Annotated in this window: 27 protein-coding genes and 1 riboswitch; of the genes, 5 read left to right on the plus strand and 22 right to left on the minus strand. The window is 47.6% G+C overall.

The window, feature by feature from the left end; all coding sequences use genetic code 11:
- Positions 1–37: 37 nt before the first annotated feature.
- The 6 genes from AC4EHJ_RS08760 to ribE form a co-directional block, all read right to left on the minus strand.
- Entirely contained in the window at positions 38–1,051 is a 1,014-nt protein-coding gene (locus AC4EHJ_RS08760) for a GTPase (protein ID WP_490975178.1), read from the minus strand.
- Positions 1,052–1,118: 67 nt separating this feature from the next.
- On the minus strand, positions 1,119–2,942 hold the full coding sequence (locus AC4EHJ_RS08765) for an LTA synthase family protein (RefSeq protein WP_490975179.1): 1,824 nt from the start codon (positions 2,940–2,942) through the stop codon (positions 1,119–1,121).
- 69 nt (positions 2,943–3,011) lie between these two features.
- A complete protein-coding gene (locus AC4EHJ_RS08770) occupies positions 3,012–3,551 on the minus strand; it encodes a histidine phosphatase family protein (RefSeq protein WP_490975180.1) in 540 nt (179 codons plus the stop codon).
- A gap of 225 nt (positions 3,552–3,776) precedes the next feature.
- On the minus strand, positions 3,777–4,241 hold the full coding sequence (gene ribH, locus AC4EHJ_RS08775; protein ID WP_490975181.1) for a 6,7-dimethyl-8-ribityllumazine synthase: 465 nt from the start codon (positions 4,239–4,241) through the stop codon (positions 3,777–3,779).
- Positions 4,242–4,254: 13 nt separating this feature from the next.
- Entirely contained in the window at positions 4,255–5,448 is a 1,194-nt protein-coding gene (locus AC4EHJ_RS08780) for a bifunctional 3,4-dihydroxy-2-butanone-4-phosphate synthase/GTP cyclohydrolase II (protein ID WP_490975182.1), read from the minus strand.
- A gap of 15 nt (positions 5,449–5,463) precedes the next feature.
- Positions 5,464–6,093 carry a riboflavin synthase gene (gene ribE, locus AC4EHJ_RS08785; RefSeq protein WP_490975183.1) on the minus strand — a complete coding sequence of 210 codons (630 nt, stop codon included), beginning with the start codon at positions 6,091–6,093 and terminating at the stop codon, positions 5,464–5,466.
- 240 nt (positions 6,094–6,333) lie between these two features.
- A riboswitch (FMN riboswitch) is annotated at positions 6,334–6,506 on the minus strand.
- A gap of 86 nt (positions 6,507–6,592) precedes the next feature.
- Here ribE and AC4EHJ_RS08790 point away from each other — a divergent pair.
- Positions 6,593–6,916: a CHY zinc finger protein gene (locus AC4EHJ_RS08790; protein WP_490975184.1), complete on the plus strand. Its 324-nt coding sequence runs from the start codon at positions 6,593–6,595 to the stop codon at positions 6,914–6,916.
- A 32-nt stretch (positions 6,917–6,948) separates the two neighbouring features.
- Here the strand turns inward: AC4EHJ_RS08790 and AC4EHJ_RS08795 are convergent, their stop codons facing one another.
- The 9 genes from AC4EHJ_RS08795 to msrA form a co-directional block, all read right to left on the minus strand.
- Positions 6,949–7,446 carry a GNAT family N-acetyltransferase gene (locus AC4EHJ_RS08795; RefSeq protein WP_490975185.1) on the minus strand — a complete coding sequence of 166 codons (498 nt, stop codon included), beginning with the start codon at positions 7,444–7,446 and terminating at the stop codon, positions 6,949–6,951.
- Positions 7,447–7,470: 24 nt separating this feature from the next.
- Positions 7,471–7,947, minus strand: coding sequence for an NUDIX hydrolase (locus AC4EHJ_RS08800; protein WP_490975186.1), 477 nt, complete (start codon positions 7,945–7,947; stop codon positions 7,471–7,473).
- Positions 7,948–7,959: 12 nt separating this feature from the next.
- Positions 7,960–8,784 (minus strand): metallophosphoesterase, encoded by an 825-nt coding sequence (locus AC4EHJ_RS08805; RefSeq protein WP_490975187.1) that lies wholly within the window; start codon positions 8,782–8,784, stop codon positions 7,960–7,962.
- A gap of 10 nt (positions 8,785–8,794) precedes the next feature.
- Positions 8,795–9,499, minus strand: a complete 705-nt coding sequence (locus AC4EHJ_RS08810; RefSeq protein ID WP_490975188.1) for a CBS domain-containing protein — start codon at positions 9,497–9,499, stop codon at positions 8,795–8,797.
- Positions 9,492–9,896, minus strand: coding sequence for a VOC family protein (locus tag AC4EHJ_RS08815; RefSeq protein ID WP_490975189.1), 405 nt, complete (start codon positions 9,894–9,896; stop codon positions 9,492–9,494). Before AC4EHJ_RS08815 ends, AC4EHJ_RS08810 begins: the two co-directional genes overlap by 8 nt.
- Before the next feature lie 160 nt (positions 9,897–10,056).
- Positions 10,057–10,842: an ABC transporter permease gene (locus AC4EHJ_RS08820; protein WP_490975190.1), complete on the minus strand. Its 786-nt coding sequence runs from the start codon at positions 10,840–10,842 to the stop codon at positions 10,057–10,059.
- Complete coding sequence (locus tag AC4EHJ_RS08825) at positions 10,839–11,717, minus strand: ABC transporter ATP-binding protein (RefSeq protein WP_490975191.1); 879 nt, start codon at positions 11,715–11,717, stop codon at positions 10,839–10,841. The genes AC4EHJ_RS08820 and AC4EHJ_RS08825 overlap by 4 nt, the downstream gene beginning before the upstream one ends.
- The gene (locus AC4EHJ_RS08830) at positions 11,714–11,908 is read right to left on the minus strand and encodes a PLD nuclease N-terminal domain-containing protein (protein ID WP_490975641.1); all 195 of its coding nucleotides are present in this window, start codon (positions 11,906–11,908) and stop codon (positions 11,714–11,716) included. Before AC4EHJ_RS08830 ends, AC4EHJ_RS08825 begins: the two co-directional genes overlap by 4 nt.
- A 162-nt stretch (positions 11,909–12,070) precedes the next feature.
- The gene (msrA, locus tag AC4EHJ_RS08835; protein ID WP_490975642.1) at positions 12,071–12,709 is read right to left on the minus strand and encodes a peptide-methionine (S)-S-oxide reductase MsrA; all 639 of its coding nucleotides are present in this window, start codon (positions 12,707–12,709) and stop codon (positions 12,071–12,073) included.
- A gap of 205 nt (positions 12,710–12,914) precedes the next feature.
- Here msrA and AC4EHJ_RS08840 point away from each other — a divergent pair, with 205 nt between their 5' ends.
- Positions 12,915–13,496: a protein-L-isoaspartate(D-aspartate) O-methyltransferase gene (locus tag AC4EHJ_RS08840; protein WP_490975192.1), complete on the plus strand. Its 582-nt coding sequence runs from the start codon at positions 12,915–12,917 to the stop codon at positions 13,494–13,496.
- Between the two features lie 818 nt (positions 13,497–14,314).
- On the opposite strand, the gene AC4EHJ_RS08845 is transcribed toward AC4EHJ_RS08840, so the two are convergent.
- From AC4EHJ_RS08845 to AC4EHJ_RS08855, 3 genes are all read right to left on the minus strand, one after another.
- Positions 14,315–14,521: a heavy-metal-associated domain-containing protein gene (locus tag AC4EHJ_RS08845; RefSeq protein ID WP_490975193.1), complete on the minus strand. Its 207-nt coding sequence runs from the start codon at positions 14,519–14,521 to the stop codon at positions 14,315–14,317.
- A gap of 53 nt (positions 14,522–14,574) precedes the next feature.
- A complete protein-coding gene (locus AC4EHJ_RS08850; protein WP_490975194.1) occupies positions 14,575–16,683 on the minus strand; it encodes a type IA DNA topoisomerase in 2,109 nt (702 codons plus the stop codon).
- A gap of 106 nt (positions 16,684–16,789) precedes the next feature.
- Entirely contained in the window at positions 16,790–17,470 is a 681-nt protein-coding gene (locus AC4EHJ_RS08855) for a TrkA C-terminal domain-containing protein (RefSeq protein WP_490975195.1), read from the minus strand.
- Between the two features lie 127 nt (positions 17,471–17,597).
- On the opposite strand from AC4EHJ_RS08855, the gene AC4EHJ_RS08860 reads away from it, so the two are divergent.
- The gene (locus AC4EHJ_RS08860) at positions 17,598–18,299 is read left to right on the plus strand and encodes an oxidoreductase (protein WP_490975196.1); all 702 of its coding nucleotides are present in this window, start codon (positions 17,598–17,600) and stop codon (positions 18,297–18,299) included.
- 221 nt (positions 18,300–18,520) lie between these two features.
- On the opposite strand, the gene AC4EHJ_RS08865 is transcribed toward AC4EHJ_RS08860, so the two are convergent.
- From AC4EHJ_RS08865 to AC4EHJ_RS08875, 3 genes are all read right to left on the minus strand, one after another.
- Entirely contained in the window at positions 18,521–18,883 is a 363-nt protein-coding gene (locus AC4EHJ_RS08865; protein WP_490975197.1) for a rhodanese-like domain-containing protein, read from the minus strand.
- A gap of 200 nt (positions 18,884–19,083) precedes the next feature.
- Complete coding sequence (locus AC4EHJ_RS08870) at positions 19,084–19,344, minus strand: metal-sensitive transcriptional regulator (protein ID WP_490975198.1); 261 nt, start codon at positions 19,342–19,344, stop codon at positions 19,084–19,086.
- Positions 19,345–19,493: 149 nt separating this feature from the next.
- The gene (locus AC4EHJ_RS08875) at positions 19,494–19,946 is read right to left on the minus strand and encodes an OsmC family protein (protein WP_490975199.1); all 453 of its coding nucleotides are present in this window, start codon (positions 19,944–19,946) and stop codon (positions 19,494–19,496) included.
- A gap of 114 nt (positions 19,947–20,060) precedes the next feature.
- Between AC4EHJ_RS08875 and AC4EHJ_RS08880 the strand changes: the two genes are divergently transcribed.
- The gene (locus AC4EHJ_RS08880) at positions 20,061–20,639 is read left to right on the plus strand and encodes a GNAT family N-acetyltransferase (RefSeq protein WP_490975200.1); all 579 of its coding nucleotides are present in this window, start codon (positions 20,061–20,063) and stop codon (positions 20,637–20,639) included.
- 27 nt (positions 20,640–20,666) lie between these two features.
- On the opposite strand, the gene AC4EHJ_RS08885 is transcribed toward AC4EHJ_RS08880, so the two are convergent.
- The gene (locus AC4EHJ_RS08885) at positions 20,667–21,452 is read right to left on the minus strand and encodes a carbon-nitrogen family hydrolase (RefSeq protein WP_490975201.1); all 786 of its coding nucleotides are present in this window, start codon (positions 21,450–21,452) and stop codon (positions 20,667–20,669) included.
- A gap of 87 nt (positions 21,453–21,539) precedes the next feature.
- On the opposite strand from AC4EHJ_RS08885, the gene AC4EHJ_RS08890 reads away from it, so the two are divergent.
- Positions 21,540–22,706, plus strand: coding sequence for a pyridoxal phosphate-dependent aminotransferase (locus AC4EHJ_RS08890; RefSeq protein ID WP_490975202.1), 1,167 nt, complete (start codon positions 21,540–21,542; stop codon positions 22,704–22,706).
- Positions 22,707–22,718: the final 12 nt, after the last annotated feature.

Below are 22,718 nucleotides of genomic sequence, written 5' to 3' on the forward strand. Positions count from 1 at the left end.
AAAAACCGCCCTTTTCATAAGAGCGGTTTTTTTGCGTTTATGCCTTTTTCTCGCGCGCTTTGTATTTCTCGAACAATTCGCCGATCATGTCGTAATCGATGGCGATATTGTTTTCATAGGCATATCGCACGCCATAGCCTAGCGCCAAGGTCATTGCGGAAGCTACAGTGGCGCCGATGACGGAACCGGCGCCTGGGATGAATTTCAGCGCCTGGCGGTAAAGCGTGTGGCCGATTGTTTGGGTCGCCGTGATGACAATCATATCTTTGGCTGCTTTTTTACTGAGCGGTTTATCGTACAGCTTTGAAAGCTTGATGATCAAACCGACTTGCAGCGATGTCAGCGGAATGATGTCTGAACCGGGAATCGGGGAAGCCCCGATAACGCCGGCCGAGACGCCAGCACCGATAATCCAGCGGTTCGCAGCGGCCGATTTCTCTTTCATGCTTTTGGCAAAGAGCAGGTCTTTACCCTTCTTTTCGAGCAAAAAAAGGATTTCCTTCTTCAAGGTTTCCAAATTCTCGCCAGTTTTCGATGAAATTGGAATTACCTTATATTTACCGCCAGTATGACTTTTAACAAATTCGATGATGGAGGGGATATCTTCAGCCGCATCAATTTTGTTTAATACAATCAGGATGTCCTTGTTGTGCTTTTCGATTCCCGCGAACTTTTCTTTTTCGCTTTCAGAAAATACTGTTCCAGCTGCATTTAGAAAAAATAGCACCACATCTGATTGTTGAACGAACTCCAAGGTCTTTTTGGGATTTTCATCATTTGGATCGTTCAACCCAGGCGTATCCATGAACTTGATATTCTCCAAGCCTTCCAAATTATATGGATCGACGCTCACGGTTTCCCCCGGCATCGGATTGGTACTTGCAATATCCTTGCCGATGATTTTATTGACCGTCGAGGATTTGCCGGCATTGACTTCACCAATTAAAGAAATCAGCAGCTCCTGCTCGAGCATATCGTTCACTTTCTTCATCTCATTTTCAAACATCGAATCCATCACGCGGCTTACTTCTTCTTCAAAACTTTTTGCCATCTTCTAATCCCCCTTGATAAATTCTCTTTATAAATAGTATAGGCAATGTTGTGATTCACGCATATTTTTATTTACCAATGTACGGTTTCAGCAGCGCATCGCCGTATTTCAAAATTTCCTGAGCATTGCGGATATGCTTTTTGGTTGCGCTGTTTTTCGCGCGTTTTTCCATGGTTTTCATATCCCGGAGCTCATCCGGCAATTTCGCCCCCGGCGCTTTGTACAATTGTTCAGACTGCGCGAATGAACCGCCAGGCATATAATAACGCATCGCCAGCAGGTTTTTTTCATACTCAAAGAGGTTATGGCCCATCATTGGCGATTCATGCTCCACTCCCAGCAGAGCGAGCGTAGTCGGCATAATGTCCACTTGCCCCCCGAGACGGCTGAATTCTTCGCCCGTGAACAAGCCGCCTCCCGCCATAACAAGCGGTACCGTCAGCCGCTCTTTCATCGAATACGGATGGCCGAGGAAATCTTGCAGCAGCACAGCATCTTCCTCTGAAAGCGGTGAGCCGTGTATACCAGAATGGTCGCCATAGATGACAATCAGCGACTCATCATAAAGCTGCTGATCTTTCAGTTCTTCTATAAACTTGCCAATCTGCTCATCAGCATAGCGGATCGATTGGAGATAATGGCCGACGTGTGTCCCTTCATATTCCGCTGGCAAGTCCAGGTGTTGCATGTCTTCAGGCAATATGAACGGGGTATGGCTTGTCATCATGACAATGTTCGAGTAGACCCGCTCGTAGGTATCCAGCTGCCTCGGCAGTTCCCCCAGCGCAAAATCCATCAACACTTCATCCGAAGGGCCATATCCTACTTGGTCTTTGTCCGGAATCTCTTCCACCGTAAACACTTCATCAAAGCCGAGGGCCGGATACAGCACGTCGCGGTTCCAGAAGGTCACATCATCTGCGTGGTAAGTAGCAGAACCATAGCCTTCTTTTTTCAGTGAACGAGAAAGTGAAGGCACTTCCTTGCCATTCAAATCATTAACTGTTGGCGCCATTCCTTCAGCGTAAAGTCCGGTATTACCCATCCACTCCGCATCCGAAGTTGTGCCTGCACCAATTTGCTGGAAGACATTCGAGAAATACGCGCTTTCTTCGATAAGTTTATTGAGATTGGGCGTTATTTCCTGGCCATCGATTGATTTGTTGACAGTGAAATTTTGCATCGATTCCACTTGGATCATGAACAGATGGCGCCCTTCCGCCAACCCGAACTCAGCGTGACTCTTCAAGGGGACCCATTCATTGCCCTTCAACTCTTCCAACTCTTTCGCCGATAACTTTGTTTCATTGCCGGAAGCGTGTGCTTTTTCGTTGAGTTGGTTGTACATCTGAACGAGCTGGGATTGGGCATAGCCATTTTCTTTAGCAAAAAAGGAGATATCAATGATGGGCTGCTTGATGGCATAGACAGTTGTCAAAACACTGATTGCAGCCAGTCCAGCAGCAGCATACTTCAATGAATTGAGTTTTGGCAGCTTGCCCCAGCGGCGCGCCAAAACAACTAAGATTATTGCATCCAGGAAAAAAAGGAAATCCAGTGGATTGATCAATAACAAAATGGTCGTGCCAACCGTTCCGGATTGGGTAGTCTGCCGCAAATCATAATAGGAAGGGATTGTGGAATAATAGCGGCTGTACAATACAACGGCAAAAAAGATCCCTGATACCAGTCCATTGAAAATGCCGGCAGTGAGCCAAATGCGTTTCTTGAATAACAGCAGCGCAACAGCCAACAGGAAAGCCCAGACCGGAAATTCGACGAACGCGATATGGAATATGGATTTCGCATCGAAGATTACGATGCGGAACGTCATAACTTTAAGAAATAATAATAAGAAAATTGCAATATAAGGCATAGCTTTTGTTCTCATCGTAATCCACCTCCTCTTTACAGACGGCCGCGCTGCCGGAATGTTGCAATTCCGTTGCACTGGACAGTCTCAGTTCCAGACTCTTTCCACGATGACCGATTGCCCGTCATGCATGATTTTAAAAATGTCAGGATTTGATAAATTTTGCCAATCAGCAAAGCCAAAGCTCGGATCCCAGTGATTGAGCAATAACGCCAAAAGATTGCCATGCGTAACGACAATGCTTTGATGCGGCACCGCAGATACCGCCGCGATTCCACGCTCAGCTGCCTCACTTCCGGATTCGCCCCCCGCCAACTTCAAATCCATGTTTTTGAATGACCGTTCCAGATGTTCAAGCCAGTCAGGCAGATTACCGCTGCCCAAAACACGCTCCGATAAACGGATGTCGGTTTCCAGCGGAAGCTTGGTCTGTTTTAAGGTTGGTCCGATCGATTCGATTGCCCGCACATAAGGGCTTGAAACGATATAGGAGATTTCACTGTGGGCAAAAAAACGGGCAAGCCTGTCTGCCTGCGCCCGTCCTTCCACTGTCAATCCGGCTTGCGGATGCTGTCCCTCCGCCTGGCAATGCCGAACCAGGTAAAACGTTTTCTCCGTGCCCTTCATCTTTAGTCCTCCTTGGCTCCATAACAATTTCTGCCACATTCATTCCATTATAAGCCTTTTTTGGAGATTCGTCTTTTTTCGCCTTCCGATGCATCCGCCATTATTTTTCAAGGCGCAGGAAGGTATGTATGCCAGTTTCCGCTCATATCTAGGTTTTTATGTTATTCCCTTTTTATCCGGTTTTTAAGCCAAAAAAACTCCAGGCAAATGGCCTGGAGTGCAATATTATAGTTTTTTCATCAAATTCGCCATTTCAATGGCTCCAGCAGCAGACTCCCAGCCTTTGTTGCCGGATTTCGTCCCTGCGCGTTCAATTGCCTGTTCGATCGAATCTGTCGTCAAGACGCCAAATATGACCGGAATATCCGATTGGTCGCTTGCCCGCGACACGCCTTTTGCGACTTCGCTGCAGACGTAATCGAAGTGAGGAGTCGCTCCTCGGATTACGGTACCGAGTGTAATGACCGCGTCATATTTGCCGCTGGCCGCCATTTTTTTAGCAACTAATGGAATTTCAAATGCGCCTGGCACCCATGCAATTCCGACATCTTCGGGTTTGACGCCATGGCGTTTCAAGGCATCTTCCGCTCCGCTCAGTAATTTGCTGGTGATGAATTCATTAAAGCGACCGACTACAATGCCGATGCGCAGTCCTTCTCCATTTAAATAACCTTCAAAATGATTCGCCATTTCCATTTCTCCTTTAGAAATTCAGCAAGTGGCCGAGTTTCGATTTTTTAGTTTTCATGTATGCTTCATTATCCTTATTGGTCGGCATTTCAATCTGCAGGCGCTCGACAACTTCGAGGCCATAGCCGCCGATGCCCGCAATTTTCCGCGGGTTGTTCGTCAGCAATTTCATCTTCTGGACGCCAAGATCCCGCAGAATTTGCGCGCCGATTCCATAATCGCGCAAATCATCGGCAAAGCCGAGTTTTTGGTTGGCTTCTACCGTGTCGTAGCCCTGCTCCTGCAATTCGTACGCTTTCAGTTTATTGATCAGGCCGATGCCGCGCCCTTCCTGCCTCATATACAGCAAAATTCCCGCTCCGGCGTCGTTTATCTGTTTAAGGGCAGCATGAAGCTGGTTGCCGCAATCGCATTTATGCGAACCGAAGACATCTCCCGTCAGACATTCCGAATGGACGCGCACAAGCACTGGACTTTCGGGATCGATTTCCCCTTTTACAAGCGCCACATGGTCTTGCCCGGTCAGCACTTCGGTATAGCCGACAGCGCGGAAATCACCGTATTCGGTAGGCAATTGAACTTCCACTTCGCGTTTGATCAATTTTTCGTTTTTTCGCTTATAGGCTATCAGGTCCTGGATAGTCAGAATGCCCATGCCCAGGCGCTTTGCCACTTCCTGCAAATCATCAACGCGTGCCATTGTACCGTCAGCGTTCATGATTTCGCAAATGACGCCAGCCGGTGTAGAGCCCGCCAATTTCGCCAGATCCACAGCTGCTTCCGTGTGGCCAGCCCGGCGCAGGACGCCGCCTTTTTTCGCAATCAGCGGGAAAATATGGCCAGGGCGCTTGAAGTCAGATGGCTTCGCAGCCGGATCAAGCAGGCCCATGATCGTGTGCGAACGTTCAAAAGCACTGATACCTGTCGTAGTTTCGCGGTGGTCAACGCTGATAGTGAAGGCGGTGCCATATTCGTCCGTGTTATTGTCGGTCATTAATCCGATTTTCAATCGTTTGGCGATTGATTCCTCAACAGGGACGCAGATCAATCCGCGCCCTTCAGTCGCCATCAAATTGACAATGTCAGGTGTAGCAAATTCTGCCAAGGCGATAAAATCACCTTCGTTTTCACGGTTTTCGTCATCGATGACAATAATCGCTTTGCCGTTTTTCAAATCATGGACAGCTTCTTCAACTGTATAAAACATCTTTTCCGCCTCCATTTAAAATCCATTTTCCGCGAGCCAGCTGCGGCTGATTTTCGATTCCGCCGTCTGAATGCGCTCTGTGTACTTCGCCAGCATATCGCATTCGATGTTGACGGGATCGCCAATTCCTTTAGCACCCAACAACGAATCTTCCTGCGTGGTGGGAATCAGTGAAATTGTTACGGTGTTATGGCCGAGCTCGAAGATTGTCAGTGACGTCCCATCTACTGCGATCGAACCCTTCATCATCATGTACTTCATGAGTTCGGGTTTGACTTCAATAGACTTTGTGACCGCATTCGCTTCTTTTTTAACTGAACGAATCACACCAACGCCATCAATATGGCCGCTGACAAAATGGCCGCCGAACCTGCCATTTGCAGGCATCGCGCGTTCAAGGTTGACCTTCGACCCGCTTTTCAGCCCGTGAAGCGTAGAGGACTTGACCGTTTCTGGGATGACATCAACTGTAAAGGTGCTTTGTGCCAATGAAGACACAGTCAAGCAGACACCATTGATGGAGATGCTGTCTCCGCGTTTGGCGTCTTCAAGAACCAGCGAACACGAAATGGTCAGCTCCATTGCCTGGGGCTTTGACCGCACAGATGCTACGCGGCCCACTTCTTCCACAATTCCGGTGAACATTGAATCACGCTCCTTTGTAAAAGCCATAAAGCTCCGTTGCTGCGGTCCAATGACCGCATTAAATTATAGGTATTGCTAAAAGGGTTCTTTCCACCAAGGGGCAGTCGGGTGGTAAGGAAAGGAATTTCTATAGGGGATTTGCAAGCCGCATCAAAGGCACGCTGAATAAACTCTATTTCGTTGTCAGAAACGGAGTCGTGCCGTTAAAGAGCTAAAAAAGGGTACGACAAAACAAGCGCTCAAATTCTTCTCCCATCCAGACTTTCACTGTCGGTGCCGGATTTTCACCAGCTCCACCGCCTTGAAAAACATGCAGCCATTATTTGGCTGGACATCTTTTCAAGATCGGGTCACGGACTTACAGTTCTCTGCTCACCGCCGGTAAGGAATTTCACCTTGCCCCGAAGAATTCGATTCGATTAATTGTCCATTTCATAGTAGCATAAAAAAGAGGAAACTTCGCAGATTTCTGATTTTGCGGATGACAGGGGGAGAAATTATGCCACATACACAAAAGGTCTTAGGGCTGCAAGTCGATGAAGAAACGAGATGCGCTCATTGGCATTCGGAAATTGACCGGATCGCCATTAAGTTTTATTGCTGTGGACTTTATTACGCATGCTTTGAATGCCATAAAGAAGCCGGATGCGAAAAAGCAACAGTCTGGCCAAAAGAGCAATTTGATGAAAAAGCGGTGTTGTGCGGATCCTGCGGCCATCAATTGGCCATCCGGGAATACCTAGACTGCGCGTCGGTGTGCCCGTCATGCGACAGTCGCTTCAATCCAGGCTGCAGCCTGCATAAGCATCTTTACTTTGAATAAGTGCTCTTAGGCGGTCAAATAAAAAAAGAGCGTCAGCCGCTCTTTTCAACGGCTTTCACTCTTAAGCACATGACAATTTGTTCGCCTTTGGAGCGCATCAGGCGCCTCCCGGTATCTTCAAATCCGGCTCGTTGGTAGATGTGCTGAGCCGGCGTGTTGCGGGCATTGACTCCGAGCACCACTTCGTCAGCTTCCGGGAATTCCTGGCGGATAAAATCAGGCAGCGCATAAATTGAACCTGTCGCGATGCCTTGCCCTTGAAAAGCAGGATCCACAGAGTAGCCTCTCAGCAACAAGGTATGCGGGTTGTCGGAATAGGCTTTGCGGTCATCCGATTCATCGAGTTCAAAAAAGCCGGCCACTTGTCCACGCGCTTTGATAATGATGAAATGCTTCAGCGGATTTTCCGCGTCCCGCCGGATGATATCCTGTGGCAGACCGGTAAATTCGCGTTGCTCCGAAGGCAGGTCGTATTGAACGTCCACTTTCGGCGTGTAGCAATGCAATGTGACTTCTTTTTTCCTGATCACCGTAAACGCCTCCTGAATTGTTTATTAAAGCGCATCTTCCGCAATGATTACATGCTCTATACCAGCAGGGAGCCTTTTTAAGCCGGAACGCAGAAACTCCGGGTAAAGCTCGACTTGATCGATTTCACTAAGCGGCACCCATTCATATGTCAGGCGCTCACCTTCAGGTCCGAAGAACGGGCCTTCGCGGTAATGATTTGCGCCGTCCACAGGCTCTACTTCATAATAGAAACCGATCTCATGGTATTTCTTAGCATTATAAGTAAAAAAGTTTTCTGTCACCCACAGCAATCGGCTGGCGGACACAGTCGCGCCCAGCTCTTCTTCCATTTCCCTCGCAAGACAGCTTTTCGAGTCCTCAAGCATTTCCGCCCGTCCGCCGGGAAGCGCCCAATACGATTCTTTTGTCTGCTTGTGCAGCAAAATATGGCCGTTCTCAATCCATACAGCGGCCACGCGGTAGTTGAAAACCTGTGTTTCCATTTTAAACGATGTATCCAAATGGGCACCTCCTCATTCTTTTTCCAGCGTTACCGCTACCACTTCCGGCAGGTTGAAGACTCTAACCGGAAAGCCGCTATTGCCAAGCCCTCGGCTCAAAACGAGCTGTGTGCCCTCTTTGCGGAAAATCCCCTTGGTCATTGTCGGAAACCATCCTTGTCCAGGAGCAATCAAGCCGCCAAGGCCAGGTATGCGAACCTGTCCACCATGGGCATGTCCGGCGAACACCATATCAATGCCCTGTTCCACGTAAATACTGAACATTTCCGGACGATGCGCCAATAGCAAAGTGAAATTGTCCGTCAATTCCGTTTCAGCTAATGCATCGTGTGTAAATTCCTCTTCTGTCAAATCGACATTGAACAAGGGGTCGTTGATGCCGGCAATCTGGACGGTTTCCCCGCCTTCTTCCCACTGCACCTTGTCATTCATGAGCACTGTGACGCCCCGCTCTTCCAGCGCCGCTGTAATCTCATCGATTTTATTGACCGCTACTTCATGATTGCCCAGCACAAAATAAACTTCGCTCATTTCTACCAATGCATCGACCAGCGTCAAACTGGTTTCCAAATCGTAGCGGTTGCTGTCAACCAAATCCCCTGTCAGGAAAATGACATCTGGATCGGCAGCTTCTACTTTTTCAATCAATGATGATTGCGCTGTACCAAAATTCGCATTGTGGAGATCCGATACCTGGATAACCCTTTTGCCGTCAAAAGCAGCGGGCAACTCTGCAGACGATAATGTATATTCTGTCGTTTGAATCCAATTATTATTAACCCAGATGAAGCTCCAGACAAAAGCGATGAGCAACAGCAGGGTGATGATTTTCTTCATATTTTAGCCTCTATTCAATCTTGATCAAGTCAATCGGCGTAATGATTCCCGTCAATTGTTCTTTTTTGCTGCCATTCCTTGTAATGAGCAACGCTTCCAGGGCACCGCCTGAAAGCACCGATTCCTTGAATATTTCCTCTGCTTCATAAACGGATGTAGCAGAAGCGATGAAGCGATGGTTGCGACCATCTTTCTCATATTGCAGAATATCACGCATAGTCGTTATTTCCCGGGAAATAGTTTCTTCTTCCCTCGTTTGGATGAGCCATCGCGCGATGCCGCCTGATGTAATCAACCCGGCAAATTCTTCTCCGTCATAAATAGGCCATTGCATAAAACCCTTGGCCCGGACGATGCGCAGTACTTTCGCCAATGTATCTTCCGCTTGAAACGTATGCACCTGGCGCGCAAACATCACACCCACTGTAACTGGCTGGGACAATAATTCTTCAATACGCTCTATCAATTCTACAATTTCCATATGTGGTTCAGCAATAGCGTATTCCGTCGAAGTCCGATGGTGGACAATAGCGTTGCGCAAATCAGCGAATTCCCTCAAATCACCCTCGTATTTTCTCACTGTGGCGTTTTTTCTGCCAGCTAAATCAATCGATTTGAAGAACGTTACGTAATCCTTCGAGCCATTGATTTCTTTCAGAAATTTTTCGATTTTATTGAAAGCCACTAAAAATCGGCTTGAGTTTTTATCAGACATTGTTTTCAGCACTCCCATCCATGGCAATTTCAATTTTCATCCGATCCGGATCTTCCATGAAAACAGCGTAATGATGAGGACCTCCTGCATAAGGGTATCGGTCTTCATAGAGCATCTGCACGCCCAAGCTCCGCATCTTGCCGGCCAAGCTATCTACAGCGGCCGGTGTGTCCGCATGAAATGCGAGATGATTGAGTCCGGGCGCTTTTCGGTGATAAGGGCGGGACAGGAAATCTTCGGCTGTCTGCACAAACACCACGTAGCTGGGGCCTTTCTTGAAGCTGAAGCCCTCCGGCCAGTCCTGGTAAACCGAATACCCCAGTTCAGGAAGCAGTGCCTCGTAAAATGCCCTTGATTTATTCAAATCAGAAACATTCAGTTCAATGTGATGAATCAATTTAAAGGGCCCCTTTTTTTCATTCTAACAGAACCTTTCCAAAAAGTTCGCGTTCAAGCAAAGAGTACAATTCCACCTTCCCAACGAAAGCCTGCAAGGCGTGCCACGCAAAAAAGCCCGGCACTTTAAGCCGAATTCCCCGTTATACCTGCTCATATGATTACACTTTTGCCGTCGCGGCATTTTTTCGTGACATCCAGACGCCGAATACCGCGGCCACTGCAATAAGCAGCACGGCAATGCCCAAAGCCCACCAAAAATCTGCGCGCACCGGACCATCCGCAAGCCATTGTGCCGCATAGCTTGGTATTTTCACTGGTGAAACCGTCCAATACGCTCCAAGCAGTCCGTCCGCGAGCTGCGCCAGAAAAACCACTGCCAATGCCACTGCTGCAGCAAACCCCGGATTCGGCAATGCGGCGCTTGCCGCGAGGACAACGGACACCACCAGCAAAATCCACACACTGTAAGTTGCCGCAAATTGGATGAATTTCATGAAATCCACTTTTTCGAATAACAGGAATGTATAATAATAGGCCGCAAGCAAACCGGACCAGACGCTTATAAGGGCAATCAGCCCCGCCATCATCCATTTACTGAAAAAATAAGACGCAAAAGACAAAGGGCGGACATACAATAGTGTCGCTGCACCGCTTTTCCGCTCACCTGCAATCGTGCCCATGTAAGCCAAAACCAGCACCATCAGTCCTACAAATTGATATTGTCCCAAAACGGCAGCTAGAATTTGCGCCGGTTCTGGCTGCGGAATCTCGATAACCGCACCATCCGGCAGATTCCCGACAGAATCGAGAATTTGTGGAAGGAAATAATTCGTCACCGGCTCCAAAATACCGAACAGGATGAAGACAGCCGGAATCCAGAAAACTTTAAAATTCCGCAGGTTTTCCCGCCATTCCTTTTGAAAAAGAACACCTAATTGGTTCATCTTGCCCCCACCACCTTCAAGAATATTTCCTCCAGTGTTGCGGACTGGCGCTCCACTGCCGCAACTCCGGCTGGAGCCGCAGCCAAAAAGCTGAGTATTTCTTCCATAGCGGGACCGCCGCTTGCCGCCAAAATTACAGATGCCCCTTTTGCTTCCGCTTGCCACGGTGTGTTTTCCACAAACCGCGATGCCTGTTCGCTGTCGTCAAAACGGATGCGGATTTGCGGATTGGCATGGCGCTTTTTAACTTCAGCAAGCGATCCTTGTTCAATCAGCTTTCCGGATTGCATGAACAATACTTGGTCCGTCATCTCTTCCGCATCATTCAGAATATGCGTCGAGTACAAAATCGTCGTATGTCCTTGCAGCGATTTCAATAAATCCATCACTTCCCGACGTCCTGTCGGATCAAGCGCAGACACTGGTTCATCAAGCAGCAGCAATTTAGGCTGATGGACAATTGCCTGCGCAAGGCCCAAGCGCTGTTTCATGCCACCGGAAAACGTCCCGGTTTTTTTATTCAGGGCTTTGCCCAAACCGACAAATTCGAGCGTCCGCTGGGATTGCTTCCTTGCTAATTTGGAATCCACTCCGCTAATCTTCGCCGCCATTTCTGTGAACTCGATGGCTGTCAGCCAAGGAAAGAATTGCGGATGCTGCGGCAGGAAACCGATGCCGGAATGTACGTCCCATTCAATGGTTCCTTCTGTCTGTTTCAGCAATCCGGCAAGCATCGACAAAGTGGTCGTTTTGCCGGCGCCATTCGGACCGATCAAAGCGGTTGCAGTCCCTTCTTCGAGCTCAAAGGTGGCTTGGTCAACCACCAGTTCATTGCCATACCGTTTCGTCAGCCTTTTGGCTTCCAGCATGTTCAATAATTACGCCTCCCTATAACAAAGTAAACAATCGGACCGATAGTATTAATCAAGACGATAATCAGCGCCCACATCCATTTCGGACCATTGGGATTCGGATTTTTAACCAAATCCACTAAAGCGAAAATCATTAAAGCAAGTTGGATCAATATAATCGGCAGTAACAGCCCTAACATATCCATGTCTTGCATCGCCATCTCTTTCCCTCCCTGTGCCTTCATTTTTTATTTCTCTACCCATCCAGGCGAATCCTGCTTTCGCATTCCGATTGATGATACACGAGAATTTGCGGCAAACCTTTTCACCTCTAAATTTTAGCCAGAAAAAAAGACTCCGCAAACGGAATCCTTCGCTTACCACTTGATTGTCATCAAAGTCTCCGTCAGCTGCTTCCGGCTTTCTTCGCTGATGCTCCAACGTGCTATTTCTTCCTTCAACTTTTCCCTATTGCCAAATCCTTTGGCAAAGCCGTTCAAGCGCGCTGCAAAAATAGAATTCTGCAATCCTTGTGCGTCTGAATAATGCGGCACCAATTGCTCGAGGATCCGTGGATACCGCTTCACGTAGTACTTTTGATGCCGTTCTTCCGCCAATGTGAAATTGCGGTAGGGTCCGATATCCGTTTCGATCTTTTCTCCCAGCCTGCTTTCCATTTCTTCTTTGATTCGGGCAATCGTTTTCTGCTGCTGCTCGGAATGGAAGCGCAAAAGGGAGATGTATTGACGGCCCTTATACTCATCCCTGTTCGGATAATGATTCTCCCAAAAATGCCGCAGTACCTCTTCGTAAGGCAGCACAGCCGGATCAAAATCTATTTGCACGGTTTCAGTATGGTCGCCCATTTGGCGGTAAACCGGATTCAAGGCCGTGCCCCCGGCATAGCCGACCCGCGTGCGCAAAACACCCGGCAGGCTTCCAAAGCGCGCTTCCGGACCCCAGAAACAGCCCATCCCGAATGTGGCGGTTTCAAAATAAGCATGCGCTTCTGCCATCTCTTGTTCTGCCGCAGCCAAGTTTGACTGTTTGTTATTCATCTTAACCCCACCTCGATTCCCTTACAGTTAAACACATCCGAGTGGCCAAAGAAAGCGCAGGCGACCGCGAATAAATAGGCAAAAAAGCAAATTCGAATTACAATAGAACACAAGAGCCAAAACCATCCGATTCCCTATCCTATATGGAAAGAGAGTGAAGAAGATGAATAGCAGAAAAAAAGAAATCATTGCCTATTTCCGTAATTTGGACCGGAGTTTTTTTATGGAAAAGTACAAAGACCTTGCCGGTTTGGATGAAGCGATTCCAATCGGCCACCAACAGACGATTTCCCAACCATCGCTCGTTTTGGAAATGACACTTGCTTTAGATCTTCAGCAAACTTCAAAAGTATTGGAGATTGGAACAGGTTCCGGCTTTCAAACAGCCTTGCTCGCAAAGTTCTCAGATTCGGTCTATACAGTCGAACGAATTAAAGAACTGCATAAAAGTGCCCAAAAGCGCTTAGGCGAAGCCGGCTTTGAAAATATCCATTTCAAACTTGATGACGGCAGTTACGGCTGGGCTGAACATGCGCCTTACGATCGCATTATGGTCACGGCTGCTGCTGCCACAATACCGCAGGAGCTGATTGAACAATTAAAGCCAGGCGGAAAAATGCTGATTCCGGTCGGCAGCTCATTTATGCAGGATTTGCAGCTGGTTGAAAAAGACAGTCAAGGCAAGCTCCACAAAACCGTTATTAATAATGTATTGTTTGTGCCGCTCAAAGGTAAATACGAATAATAGACACTTGAAAAAATAAAAGGCTGGCGAGATTGAATCTCGCCAGCCTTTTATTTTTCTTCTTTCCAAGCAGCATGTCAATATAAGCTTTGTCACCCTCTAAATGCCAGTCGATAAAAACTTCCTGCATTGCAGCTGATTGTGGGTTTCCAAATCAGCTGCCGCAGCATCGCGCGTTCAAGCGGTCGCTACACAAGTTTCAGTTCTTCAGAAAATCCCGCTTTGATCAATTCTTTTTCAATGTTTTTTTCTGTTGCCTCTTCTGTATGCTCCCTTGGCCGATAAAATGTACACCATAAAGCCCCTTACCATACCAGAAGGTTATATGGCATGCATTTAAGTATGTAGCCCCTTAATCAAATTCAATTTGTACGGTTTGGCAATGCTCACATAATTCATATGTTCCGTCATTTTCTAAACTTTTTATATAATCCTCCGCATTTGTGAATTCCCGCTTGTCGATCGGCGTTTCGACAAATCCGCATCTATCTCCCGCGTACATTCTTTGATGAATTTTCCTGTACTTATGATCAATAAAAAATTGCATGAAAATCATCCCTTTCTAAAGAAAAACATAAAAAAGCCGAAAAGGATCTCTTGGATCCTTTTCGGCTTTGTCAGCAGCTCTATTGTCTGAAACATTTCACCAAAGTATATTTTTTATGGAAGTTATACCAGCATCTTAAAGGATGTCGGCACCTATGTGACTGTTTATGAACGCTTTCATCAATTTAAGTGGAATTGGAAACGCTATAGTTTTCCAAGCAAATTTAATTTTACATCAATTTGCCATCGGCGTAAAGGATTTACTATATGCTTCAAACGATATGAAAACCGTCTTGCCGTATTCTTTCAATAAGCTGTTCCTGGGCCAAAACCTTTTCATCGAAAGTAATCTTCACTTCTCCATCCGTCGTGTCAATCAATGCCCGTTCGACTCCATCTATTGCTGTAATGACGGCTTCAAGAGCACGGATCGGTTTTTCAGAAGTGGCTTCTTTAACGAACAAGGTTATCGTTTTCATTCCAACCATCCTTCCACATATGCTTTTAATATCCATACCCGCTTTTCAAGCATTTAAAATTCCATTTTCAGTTTCCCATCCTCAAGTATCAGCTTCGCGTTGAACTTTTTGCCGTTCTTAGACACAAAACCTTTGATAACCGGCGTTTTTCCTTTTGTGCATAAATACTCCACTTGCTTTGCGGTCAGCCTTTTTTTCAGGAACACATTCGGGAAGGATTGCTTGCAGCCATTATCGTATTCCGTACAGCCGTATGACCCTTTGCGCGAGATGATCATACCTTTTTTGCAGCGCGGGCACAGGGCTATTTCTTCTTTGCTGTCGGGCACCGCCAGCTTGTCCGGCAGGCCGTTCTGCTTCATCTGGGCAGGGACATCTTCAAGAAGCTTGTGTATGAATTTTGCAATCGTCGCCAGGAACACTTCCGGGGATCCTTCCCCTTTGCCGATTTTCTTCAGATACGTTTCCCATTTGGCAGTCATCGCAGGACTCGAGAGCAGATTCCCTTCAATCGACTGGCACAGAATGCGGCCTTTTCCAGTAATCGAAACGATATTCTTCTTCACTTCAATGTATTCGTGGCGCTTGATCGTCTCGATGATGCCACTCCGCGTCGCTTCTGTCCCAAGCCCCTCAATTTCCTTAAGGATTTCAGTATCTTCCACATCGTCTACATACTTCCCGCATGTTTTCATCATGGCGATCAATTGGCCTTCTGTATATGGTTTCGGAGGCGTTGTCATGCCTTCCTTCACAGCTACGTCAGCCTTTACCGGTTCTTGCTCACGAAGTTCCGGCAATGGCGGTTCCTGTTTCGCTTCTTTTGCAGCCGGAAACAAGTCTTTCCACCCCTGGTCGAGATCCGTTTTTCCAGTCGTCAAGAACGCCAGACCATTTACGTCTGTCACAACTTTCGTTTCTGCGTAACGGTAATCCCGGTGGAACATCGCCAATGTCGTCCGCAGCACTTCTTCATACAGACTCCGTTCATCGCGCGCCAAGCCTTCCAATTTTCTTGCGGTAGGAATGGACTTGGTAGGAATGATGGCATAATGCTCCTGGACTTTCGCGCTGTCGACAAAGCGTTTTTTCGGCGTTTTTGATGCTATCGGAAATTCGGCGCCGATCAGTTTTTGATAGGATTCAACTTGTCCCGCCACGTAACTGAATTCCGCCGGTGTAATATGCTGGGCATCGGTCCTCGGATAGCTTACCAGTTTCTTCTCGTACAGCCCCTGCATGACCGACAGCACTTTCGCCGGGCTGTATTTCCATTTGCGGTTCGCGGTTGCCTGCAATGTCGATAACGAATGCAGCATCGGAGGCGGCATCCGTTTTTCAACTGTTTTCAGTTGCGCCACGATACCTTCCGCTTTTCCGGCGATGTTATGTTTCTGCAACAATTCTTCCGCCTCACGCCGCTCTTTCGCCTTGAACTTCGCTTTTCCTTTATAACGCCCTTTTTCCGCAGTGAACACGCCTTCGATTTCATAAAACGGTTCAGGCACAAAAGCCTCGATCTCCATCGCTCGCTGGTAAACCAGAAAGACGGTCGGCGTCTGCACCCTTCCAATGGCGAATACTTCGTGTATGCCCTTTTCCTGCAGCAACAAGGAATACAGACGGGAGCCGTTCATGCCGACAAGCCAGTCGCTGATTTGCCGCGCCCGCGCTTCCTGGTAGAGCAGCAAGTCCTGCTTGTTGTCGCGCAATTGCTGAAAACCTTTGCGGACCTCATCCACTTCAAGGGAATTGATCCACAGCCGCTGGATTTTCTTGCCTTTCACACCTGTCTGATAATAAATGCTGTAAAAAATATTGGAACCTTCACGGTCAACGTCGCACGCATTGATGACGGTATCGGTTTGTGAAATCAATCTTTTAATAATATTAAATTGCTGCGATTTTCCTCTCGCGACCTGGAATTGGTATTTTTCAGGCAGAATTGGCAGCGCCTCGAGCTTCCAGCGCCCCCATTTCGGATCGTAGGCCTTCGGCTCTTTCAACTCCACCAGATGGCCGATTCCCCACGTGATAAAGGCACCTTCCGGAAAAATCGAATCTGGTGCTATTTCCAAATAGCCATCCCGTTTGGACGTTTTAAACGCTTCGGCATATGCTTTGGCCTGGCTCGGCTTTTCGGCTACAATTACTGGTTTCATACAATTCGTCCTTTCATTCTCCGCTTTCCTCTATTGTACGCTGTTCGCCGGAAAAGCAAAGAAATTTGAAAACGGATTATTGCACGATTCATCCTATGGGATACAGTCATAGCCTTCTACGCGACAACATCTCGCTGAATCTGCCCTTTATGGTTTCTTTGTCTCCAAAAATCATCACCAAGTCCCCTGTTTGCAAAGTTTCTTCAAAAACCAATTTCCTTACGATGGAGTTGCCTCTTCTGATAAAAAGCAAGTGGATATCATCTTCTCTTTCCAAAAGCTTTTCTGCCGTCTTTCCAGAGTATTCAGAGTCATACCGGATTTCCAGCAGCGCCACCATGTCGTTGTCTTCGAGTGACAACGCGGTTTTCAGCGGCCAATCTTCCAGGTCGTATTCCTCTTCCATTTCGTGTTCAAATTTACCAGCCAAAAAGGTTTTGATCAACCCACTTTTTAATATGAGCAGAATCGTCAGAAAAACAGCTATTACAATAAAAAGCACATTTATCCTTAAATCATCGGACAGAATCGTCGCGATGGAAGAGATCATGACGGCTAGGGAAAAGTAGCCGAATAGAATGACCGCAGCGCTGATTCTCCTGCGGATTGGATGATCGACAATCAGTCTAGACTCATCCGACGTAAAACCAGTGGCTGTCAGCATGGAAATCACCTGATAGCGGGCTATTGGCTTCTTCAGCCCTGTCGCCACAAAAAGCATTACTGCGATTTCGATCGCCAGCCACATGATGGCCGAGTAAAGCAAAATAAAAAGAATTCCCGTCATGCCCTGCCACTCCTCTCTTCATCTTAAACTATTCCCCCATTGCAATAGTTGAAATCCTTTCTGCTTGAAAGTATTCAGTAGTATAATCAATAACACAACGCTGATTGATATGAATGGAGAGGATCCCATGGAACACGCTACTAAAACCGCGCTGCTTGCAGGAGCCAGCGGCTTGGTCGGAAATGAGCTGCTGCATATTTTGCTGGAAAGCCCCCATTATGATTCTGTCAAAATAATCGGCCGCCGCCATCTCGACATTATGCACCCTAAACTTGAGCAAATAGTCGTAGACTTCGACTGGCTTGAAAATTTTCACGAACTGCTCGTTGCTGATGACGTTTTTTGCTGCTTAGGCACCACGATCAAAGCAGCAGGCTCCCAGCAAGCGTTTAGAAAAGTGGATTTCGAATACCCGGCCAAACTCGCAGAAATGGCAAAAGAGCAAGGCGCGCAAAAATTTCTGGTTATTTCAGCGCTTGGCGCCGATTCTTCATCCAAGGTATTCTATAGCCGCATTAAAGGCCAATTAGAAGATGCTTTGAAGAAAAACGGCTTTCCTGCGCTCCACATTTTCCAGCCATCCTTGCTGTTGGGGGATCGCAAAGAATTCCGCCTGGGTGAAAAGGCAGCGGTTCTGTTGAGCCCGTTGTTCAGCCCCCTGCTCGTCGGCAGGCTGCAAAAGTACAAGCCAATCAGCGCACGGCGTGTAGCCGTTGCAATGCATCACGCAGCACAGGATTCATCCCTTGGCGCCTTTACCCATACGTCAAATCGGATTTTCACGTTGAGCCGCAGGCATCCGCTTGCACAGAAAAATGGCACTGGATAATCCAGTGCCATTTTTCTTTATAGAATATCCGACCAAATATTGATCGCTATCCCTAAAATCAACAGCGCCAAAATCCAGTGCAAATATTTCGTATTCATTTTTTGGCCTAATCTCGCTCTAATCGGAGCAGCTATGATACTAGCCACAATCATGACCGCAGCCGGACCGTAGAGGTTGTTTTTACGATCGGCATTGGATAAACCATGATATATTTTTTTGCTTTAGCGGTAGCTGCTCATTCCGCCCCGTACATTCAAGACTTTTTCAAAACCGTTCTTTTTCAAGATTTGGCTGGCTTTGCTGCTGCGCATTCCACTTTGGCACATAACCACCACTTCTTTATCTTTAGATAATTCGCCCATACGCTTCGGCAGGTCGTTCAATGGAATGTTTTTGAAGCCTTTGACATAGTTTTCTTTAAACTCGCCTGGAGTCCGTACATCAACGAATTGTTTATTTTCGCTGTCTAGCTGGGATTTCAATTCTTCAGTCGAAATCGACTGCACGCCTTTTTTTGGAGATGTCAGACGGTATCCGAGCCACAAAGCCGCTGCTCCGATTACAACCCATAAAAGAATATCCATTTTCATCATTTCCTCTCTATTCGGTTTGGCCGAGCCAATTAGATAAATAAGCTGCGTTGCCGTCACTTAATCATCTTAAACACTTACCCGTGGGGGTATTGTATTCTTCAAAAAAATAACGTTTTAAAGTGTCGCCGCACTCTTAACACACCACGTAGGCTGAGTTGAAGTCTATCATTCTCTATGCCAGCCAAAATTTACTACCTGCTTTTCACGAGCAATTCTACAGCTTCTTTTACTACCGCTTCTGTATCTTCGCCTTTTTCAATGCTCTGGCGGACGCAAGCTTCCAGATTATCACTGACTATTACACCAATTGTACGGTCGACAGCGCTTCTGATCGCGGAAAGCTGAGTGACAACATCTCGGCATTCGCCGTCATTTTCAACCATTTTAAGCACGCCTCGCAATTGCCCCTCAATCCGTTTCAGCCGATTTTCAATGCGTTTATCGTATGCCATGTTTCGTTCCTCCTTGAAATATACAAGAGATGCTTTATTTATACTATCCACAATATACCCATCGGGGTATATTGTCAAATCATTTAAAACTCGTTTTCGATGCAGCAACCGCAATACCTATTTCGGTTAAATATTTCCACAAGTTTCTTCTATATCGCAAGAGACTGGATATTGGCCTGCAACTCGAGTTCGACATTTCCTTTGATAGCTCGGCTGATCATACAGGAAGATTCTGCTTTTTCCGCAAGCCGGTGGGCCAGTTCGAAATCTTTTTCGGAAGCATCTGTTTTCAAGACCACTTGCGGGCGATGAATGATTTTTTTATAAGTGATCACGCCTTTTTCCACTTCCACTATTCCTTCCGATTCCATCGTCAAGGATTCCTTCTCCAAATTGCTGCGCTGCATCATTGCTGCCAGTGTAATGATGTAGCAAGTCGCGGCTGCTCCGAGCAGCATCTCGTCCGGATTGGTGCCGACTCCCGGGCCGTCCATTTCCGGCGGTATGGAAATCTGCGTCTTCAAATTCCCTGATTCGATTTCTCCAACATCATTACGCAAACCCGGCCAATCCGCTTTTAAATGAAAACTGTGTAAAGCCATGCAGCTTCTCTCCTTTAATGGTAACGTCATTACATAGAAAAAAATAATTTCTTCCGATTTTCTTTATTATTCCAGTGCTCATAGGCTTTAAGCAAGCAAAAGGAGCTAAATAGAATGGATATTAGACTACGGCAGGCCCGGCCTGAGGATGGAACAGCGGCAGCCCCGCTCATCGTCAATGCTATAGGGGATATCGCCAAGCACATGACTGCACTGCAAGAGCCGCAATTGGTCCTTGATAAAATCAGCGAAATGGTCCGCGGCAAAAATACACGGCACAGCCACCGCTTCACCTATATTGCAGAAGTCCAGAATGACCTCGCTGGAGTGCTGGTGCTTTACCATGGCAGCAAAGCGGAAGCGCTTGACCGCTTTCTGTACGATGAACTGAGAAAAAGCGGACATGAGCGGACGATTGAAAGGGAAGCCCATCTCGATGAATGGTATATCGATACCGTATCGGTTGATGCCGCTTACCAAGGAAAGGGCATCGGCACAGCATTATTGCACTACGCTGAAAAAATTGTTTCAGACAAAGGAGGCGGCAAGCTGTCGCTGAATGTCGATACAGAAAAAGATGCAGCCATACGCCTTTACCAGAGACTCGGCTATACTATTTCCGAACCCTGGACCATCATCGGAGAGCCTTTCCATCATATGGTGAAGGCCGTATCAGCCCAAAAGCCGCAATGACAAATAGTCATTGCGGCTTTTTTTCAGTCATTTAAATTTCATGTACAGCTTCTCCCGGCGGTCAGCGAACACCGGTATGCGTTCCCGGACACTCTCCACTTCAGCCAAATCAATTTCTGTGTAGCCGATTCCTTGCTGCTTGGCCATATCAAGGCGAATCTCGCCCCATGGCGCGATAACCATTGAACTTCCGCCGAATTCGTTTTTCGGATCGCTGCCGATGCGGTTAACCGCGACGATAAAGCATTGGTTTTCGATGGCGCGCGCCTGTAAAAGAATGCGCCAATGGTCAATTCGTGCTTCCGGCCATTCCGCCGGCACGAATATGACCTTCGCTCCGTTGAGCGCTTGCGCCCGTATCCATTCCGGAAAGCGGATGTCGTAGCAGATTACGCCGCCGCAAACTGTGCCGTCCAGCTCAAATGTGCCGAGACCTTCGCCTTCTTCCAGATGCATATGCTCATCCATCAGCCCGAAGCGGTGCGCCTTATCATATTCCGATACCAGTTCACCCTTTTTATCGACAACGTACATCGTGTTATAAAAGCCAGCTTGTTTTTTGGTGGACACTGAACCTCCAACGATATTGACGCCATTCCGTTTGGCAAAATCCTGCAGAAACTCCAGCGTTCGGCCAGCCCCATCAGCCAGCTCTTCCAATTCCGTCAAAGCATAGCCTGTATTCCACATTTCGGGCAGGACAATCGTTTCCGCCCCGTTCGCCGCTGCTTCATTCAAGTAAGCCTCAACCTTATCAAAATTCACTCCTGGCTCCCCAAAAGCAATATCCATCTGTACGCACGCAATCTTCATTTTATTCTCCTCCAGTAGACAAGTTAAGTTAAACTCTATAAGATTTGGAATAGAAGTGCAATTATTTAGAAAATGAGGGACTATTATATGGAATTTTCAAATCGCCTGCAGCAACTGCCGGAACAATTTTTTTCAAAACTAGCATCACGCACCAAACAAGCGATGCTTCAGGGGCGAGATATTATCAACCTGGGGCAGGGCAATCCGGATCAGCCGACACCTCCCCACATCGTTAAAGCGATGCAAGAAGCTGTTGCCGACCCGCAAAATCACCGGTATTCCCCGTTCCGTGGCATTCCGGAAATGCATCAAGCCGCTGCGGCATTCTATAAACGCGAATACGGCGTCGACATTGACCCTGATACGGAAGTGGCTGTGCTTGGCGGCACGAAGATCGGCCTAGTGGAGCTGCCGCTCGCGTTGCTCAACCCTGGAGACCTGCTGCTGCTGCCGGACCCGGGCTATCCTGATTATCTGTCGGGTGCACCGCTTGCCGAGGCCCGATTTGAAACAATGCCGCTCAAAGCGGAAAACAATTTCCTGCCGGATTATGCGGAACTTTCTCTTTCGGCTAAAGAACAAGCCAAATTGATGTACTTGAATTATCCGAACAACCCGACAGGCGCCGTTGCCAACAATCAGTTCTTCACTGAAACCGTCGAATTTGCAAAGCATCACAGAATTGGCGTTGTCCACGATTTCGCATATGGCGCAGTCGGCTTTGAAGGTGTAAAACCGCCGAGTTTCCTGCAGGCGGAAGGCGCCAAAGAAGTCGGAATTGAAATGTACACATTGTCCAAAACGTATAATATGGCTGGCTGGCGCATCGGTTTTGCAGTCGGAAACGCCAAAATGATTGAAGCTTTGAACATCATACAAGACCATTTATTCGCCGGGCTTTCACCAGCCCTGCAAATCGCCGCCGCAGAAGCTTTGACCGCCAGCCAACAATGCGTCGAAGAGTTGAACGGCACGTATGAAAGCCGCCGCAACGTATTAAAGGCGGAATGCGAGCGCATCGGCTGGCATATTGAAGCGCCTAAAGGATCATTCTTCGCCTGGCTGCCCGTACCGGAAGGCTTCACAAGCATGGAATTCACCGATCTCCTGCTGGAAAAAGCCGACATAGCCGTAGCGGCTGGGAGCGGCTTTGGCGAAAGCGGCGAAGGCTACGTGCGGGTCGGCCTGCTAGTGGGTGAAGAGCGTATCGTGGAAGCCATCCAGCGCATCGAGAAATTGGAACTGTTTGGTTGAATCTATAGACTT

The sequence above is a fragment of the Planococcus sp. TJ-301 genome (genome assembly GCF_058268475.1).

Excerpts from the sequence above, each read along its gene's own strand:
- AC4EHJ_RS08760 (WP_490975178.1), bottom strand. The coding sequence starts at position 1,051 with ATGGCAAAAAGTTTTGAAGAAGAAGTAAGCCGCGTGATGGATTCGATG.
- AC4EHJ_RS08765 (WP_490975179.1), bottom strand. The coding sequence starts at position 2,942 with ATGAGAACAAAAGCTATGCCTTATATTGCAATTTTCTTATTATTATTT.
- AC4EHJ_RS08770 (WP_490975180.1), bottom strand. The coding sequence starts at position 3,551 with ATGAAGGGCACGGAGAAAACGTTTTACCTGGTTCGGCATTGCCAGGCG.
- ribH (WP_490975181.1), bottom strand. The coding sequence starts at position 4,241 with ATGGCGAATCATTTTGAAGGTTATTTAAATGGAGAAGGACTGCGCATC.
- AC4EHJ_RS08780 (WP_490975182.1), bottom strand. The coding sequence starts at position 5,448 with ATGTTTTATACAGTTGAAGAAGCTGTCCATGATTTGAAAAACGGCAAA.
- ribE (WP_490975183.1), bottom strand. The coding sequence starts at position 6,093 with ATGTTCACCGGAATTGTGGAAGAAGTGGGCCGCGTAGCATCTGTGCGG.
- AC4EHJ_RS08790 (WP_490975184.1), top strand. The coding sequence starts at position 6,593 with ATGCCACATACACAAAAGGTCTTAGGGCTGCAAGTCGATGAAGAAACG.
- AC4EHJ_RS08805 (WP_490975187.1), bottom strand. The coding sequence starts at position 8,784 with ATGAAGAAAATCATCACCCTGCTGTTGCTCATCGCTTTTGTCTGGAGC.
- AC4EHJ_RS08810 (WP_490975188.1), bottom strand. The coding sequence starts at position 9,499 with ATGTCTGATAAAAACTCAAGCCGATTTTTAGTGGCTTTCAATAAAATC.
- AC4EHJ_RS08820 (WP_490975190.1), bottom strand. The coding sequence starts at position 10,842 with ATGAACCAATTAGGTGTTCTTTTTCAAAAGGAATGGCGGGAAAACCTG.
- AC4EHJ_RS08830 (WP_490975641.1), bottom strand. The coding sequence starts at position 11,908 with ATGCAAGACATGGATATGTTAGGGCTGTTACTGCCGATTATATTGATC.
- msrA (WP_490975642.1), bottom strand. The coding sequence starts at position 12,709 with ATGGCAGAAGCGCATGCTTATTTTGAAACCGCCACATTCGGGATGGGC.
- AC4EHJ_RS08840 (WP_490975192.1), top strand. The coding sequence starts at position 12,915 with ATGAATAGCAGAAAAAAAGAAATCATTGCCTATTTCCGTAATTTGGAC.
- AC4EHJ_RS08845 (WP_490975193.1), bottom strand. The coding sequence starts at position 14,521 with ATGAAAACGATAACCTTGTTCGTTAAAGAAGCCACTTCTGAAAAACCG.
- AC4EHJ_RS08850 (WP_490975194.1), bottom strand. The coding sequence starts at position 16,683 with ATGAAACCAGTAATTGTAGCCGAAAAGCCGAGCCAGGCCAAAGCATAT.
- AC4EHJ_RS08855 (WP_490975195.1), bottom strand. The coding sequence starts at position 17,470 with ATGACGGGAATTCTTTTTATTTTGCTTTACTCGGCCATCATGTGGCTG.
- AC4EHJ_RS08860 (WP_490975196.1), top strand. The coding sequence starts at position 17,598 with ATGGAACACGCTACTAAAACCGCGCTGCTTGCAGGAGCCAGCGGCTTG.
- AC4EHJ_RS08865 (WP_490975197.1), bottom strand. The coding sequence starts at position 18,883 with ATGGATATTCTTTTATGGGTTGTAATCGGAGCAGCGGCTTTGTGGCTC.
- AC4EHJ_RS08870 (WP_490975198.1), bottom strand. The coding sequence starts at position 19,344 with ATGGCATACGATAAACGCATTGAAAATCGGCTGAAACGGATTGAGGGG.
- AC4EHJ_RS08875 (WP_490975199.1), bottom strand. The coding sequence starts at position 19,946 with ATGGCTTTACACAGTTTTCATTTAAAAGCGGATTGGCCGGGTTTGCGT.
- AC4EHJ_RS08880 (WP_490975200.1), top strand. The coding sequence starts at position 20,061 with ATGGATATTAGACTACGGCAGGCCCGGCCTGAGGATGGAACAGCGGCA.
- AC4EHJ_RS08885 (WP_490975201.1), bottom strand. The coding sequence starts at position 21,452 with ATGAAGATTGCGTGCGTACAGATGGATATTGCTTTTGGGGAGCCAGGA.
- AC4EHJ_RS08890 (WP_490975202.1), top strand. The coding sequence starts at position 21,540 with ATGGAATTTTCAAATCGCCTGCAGCAACTGCCGGAACAATTTTTTTCA.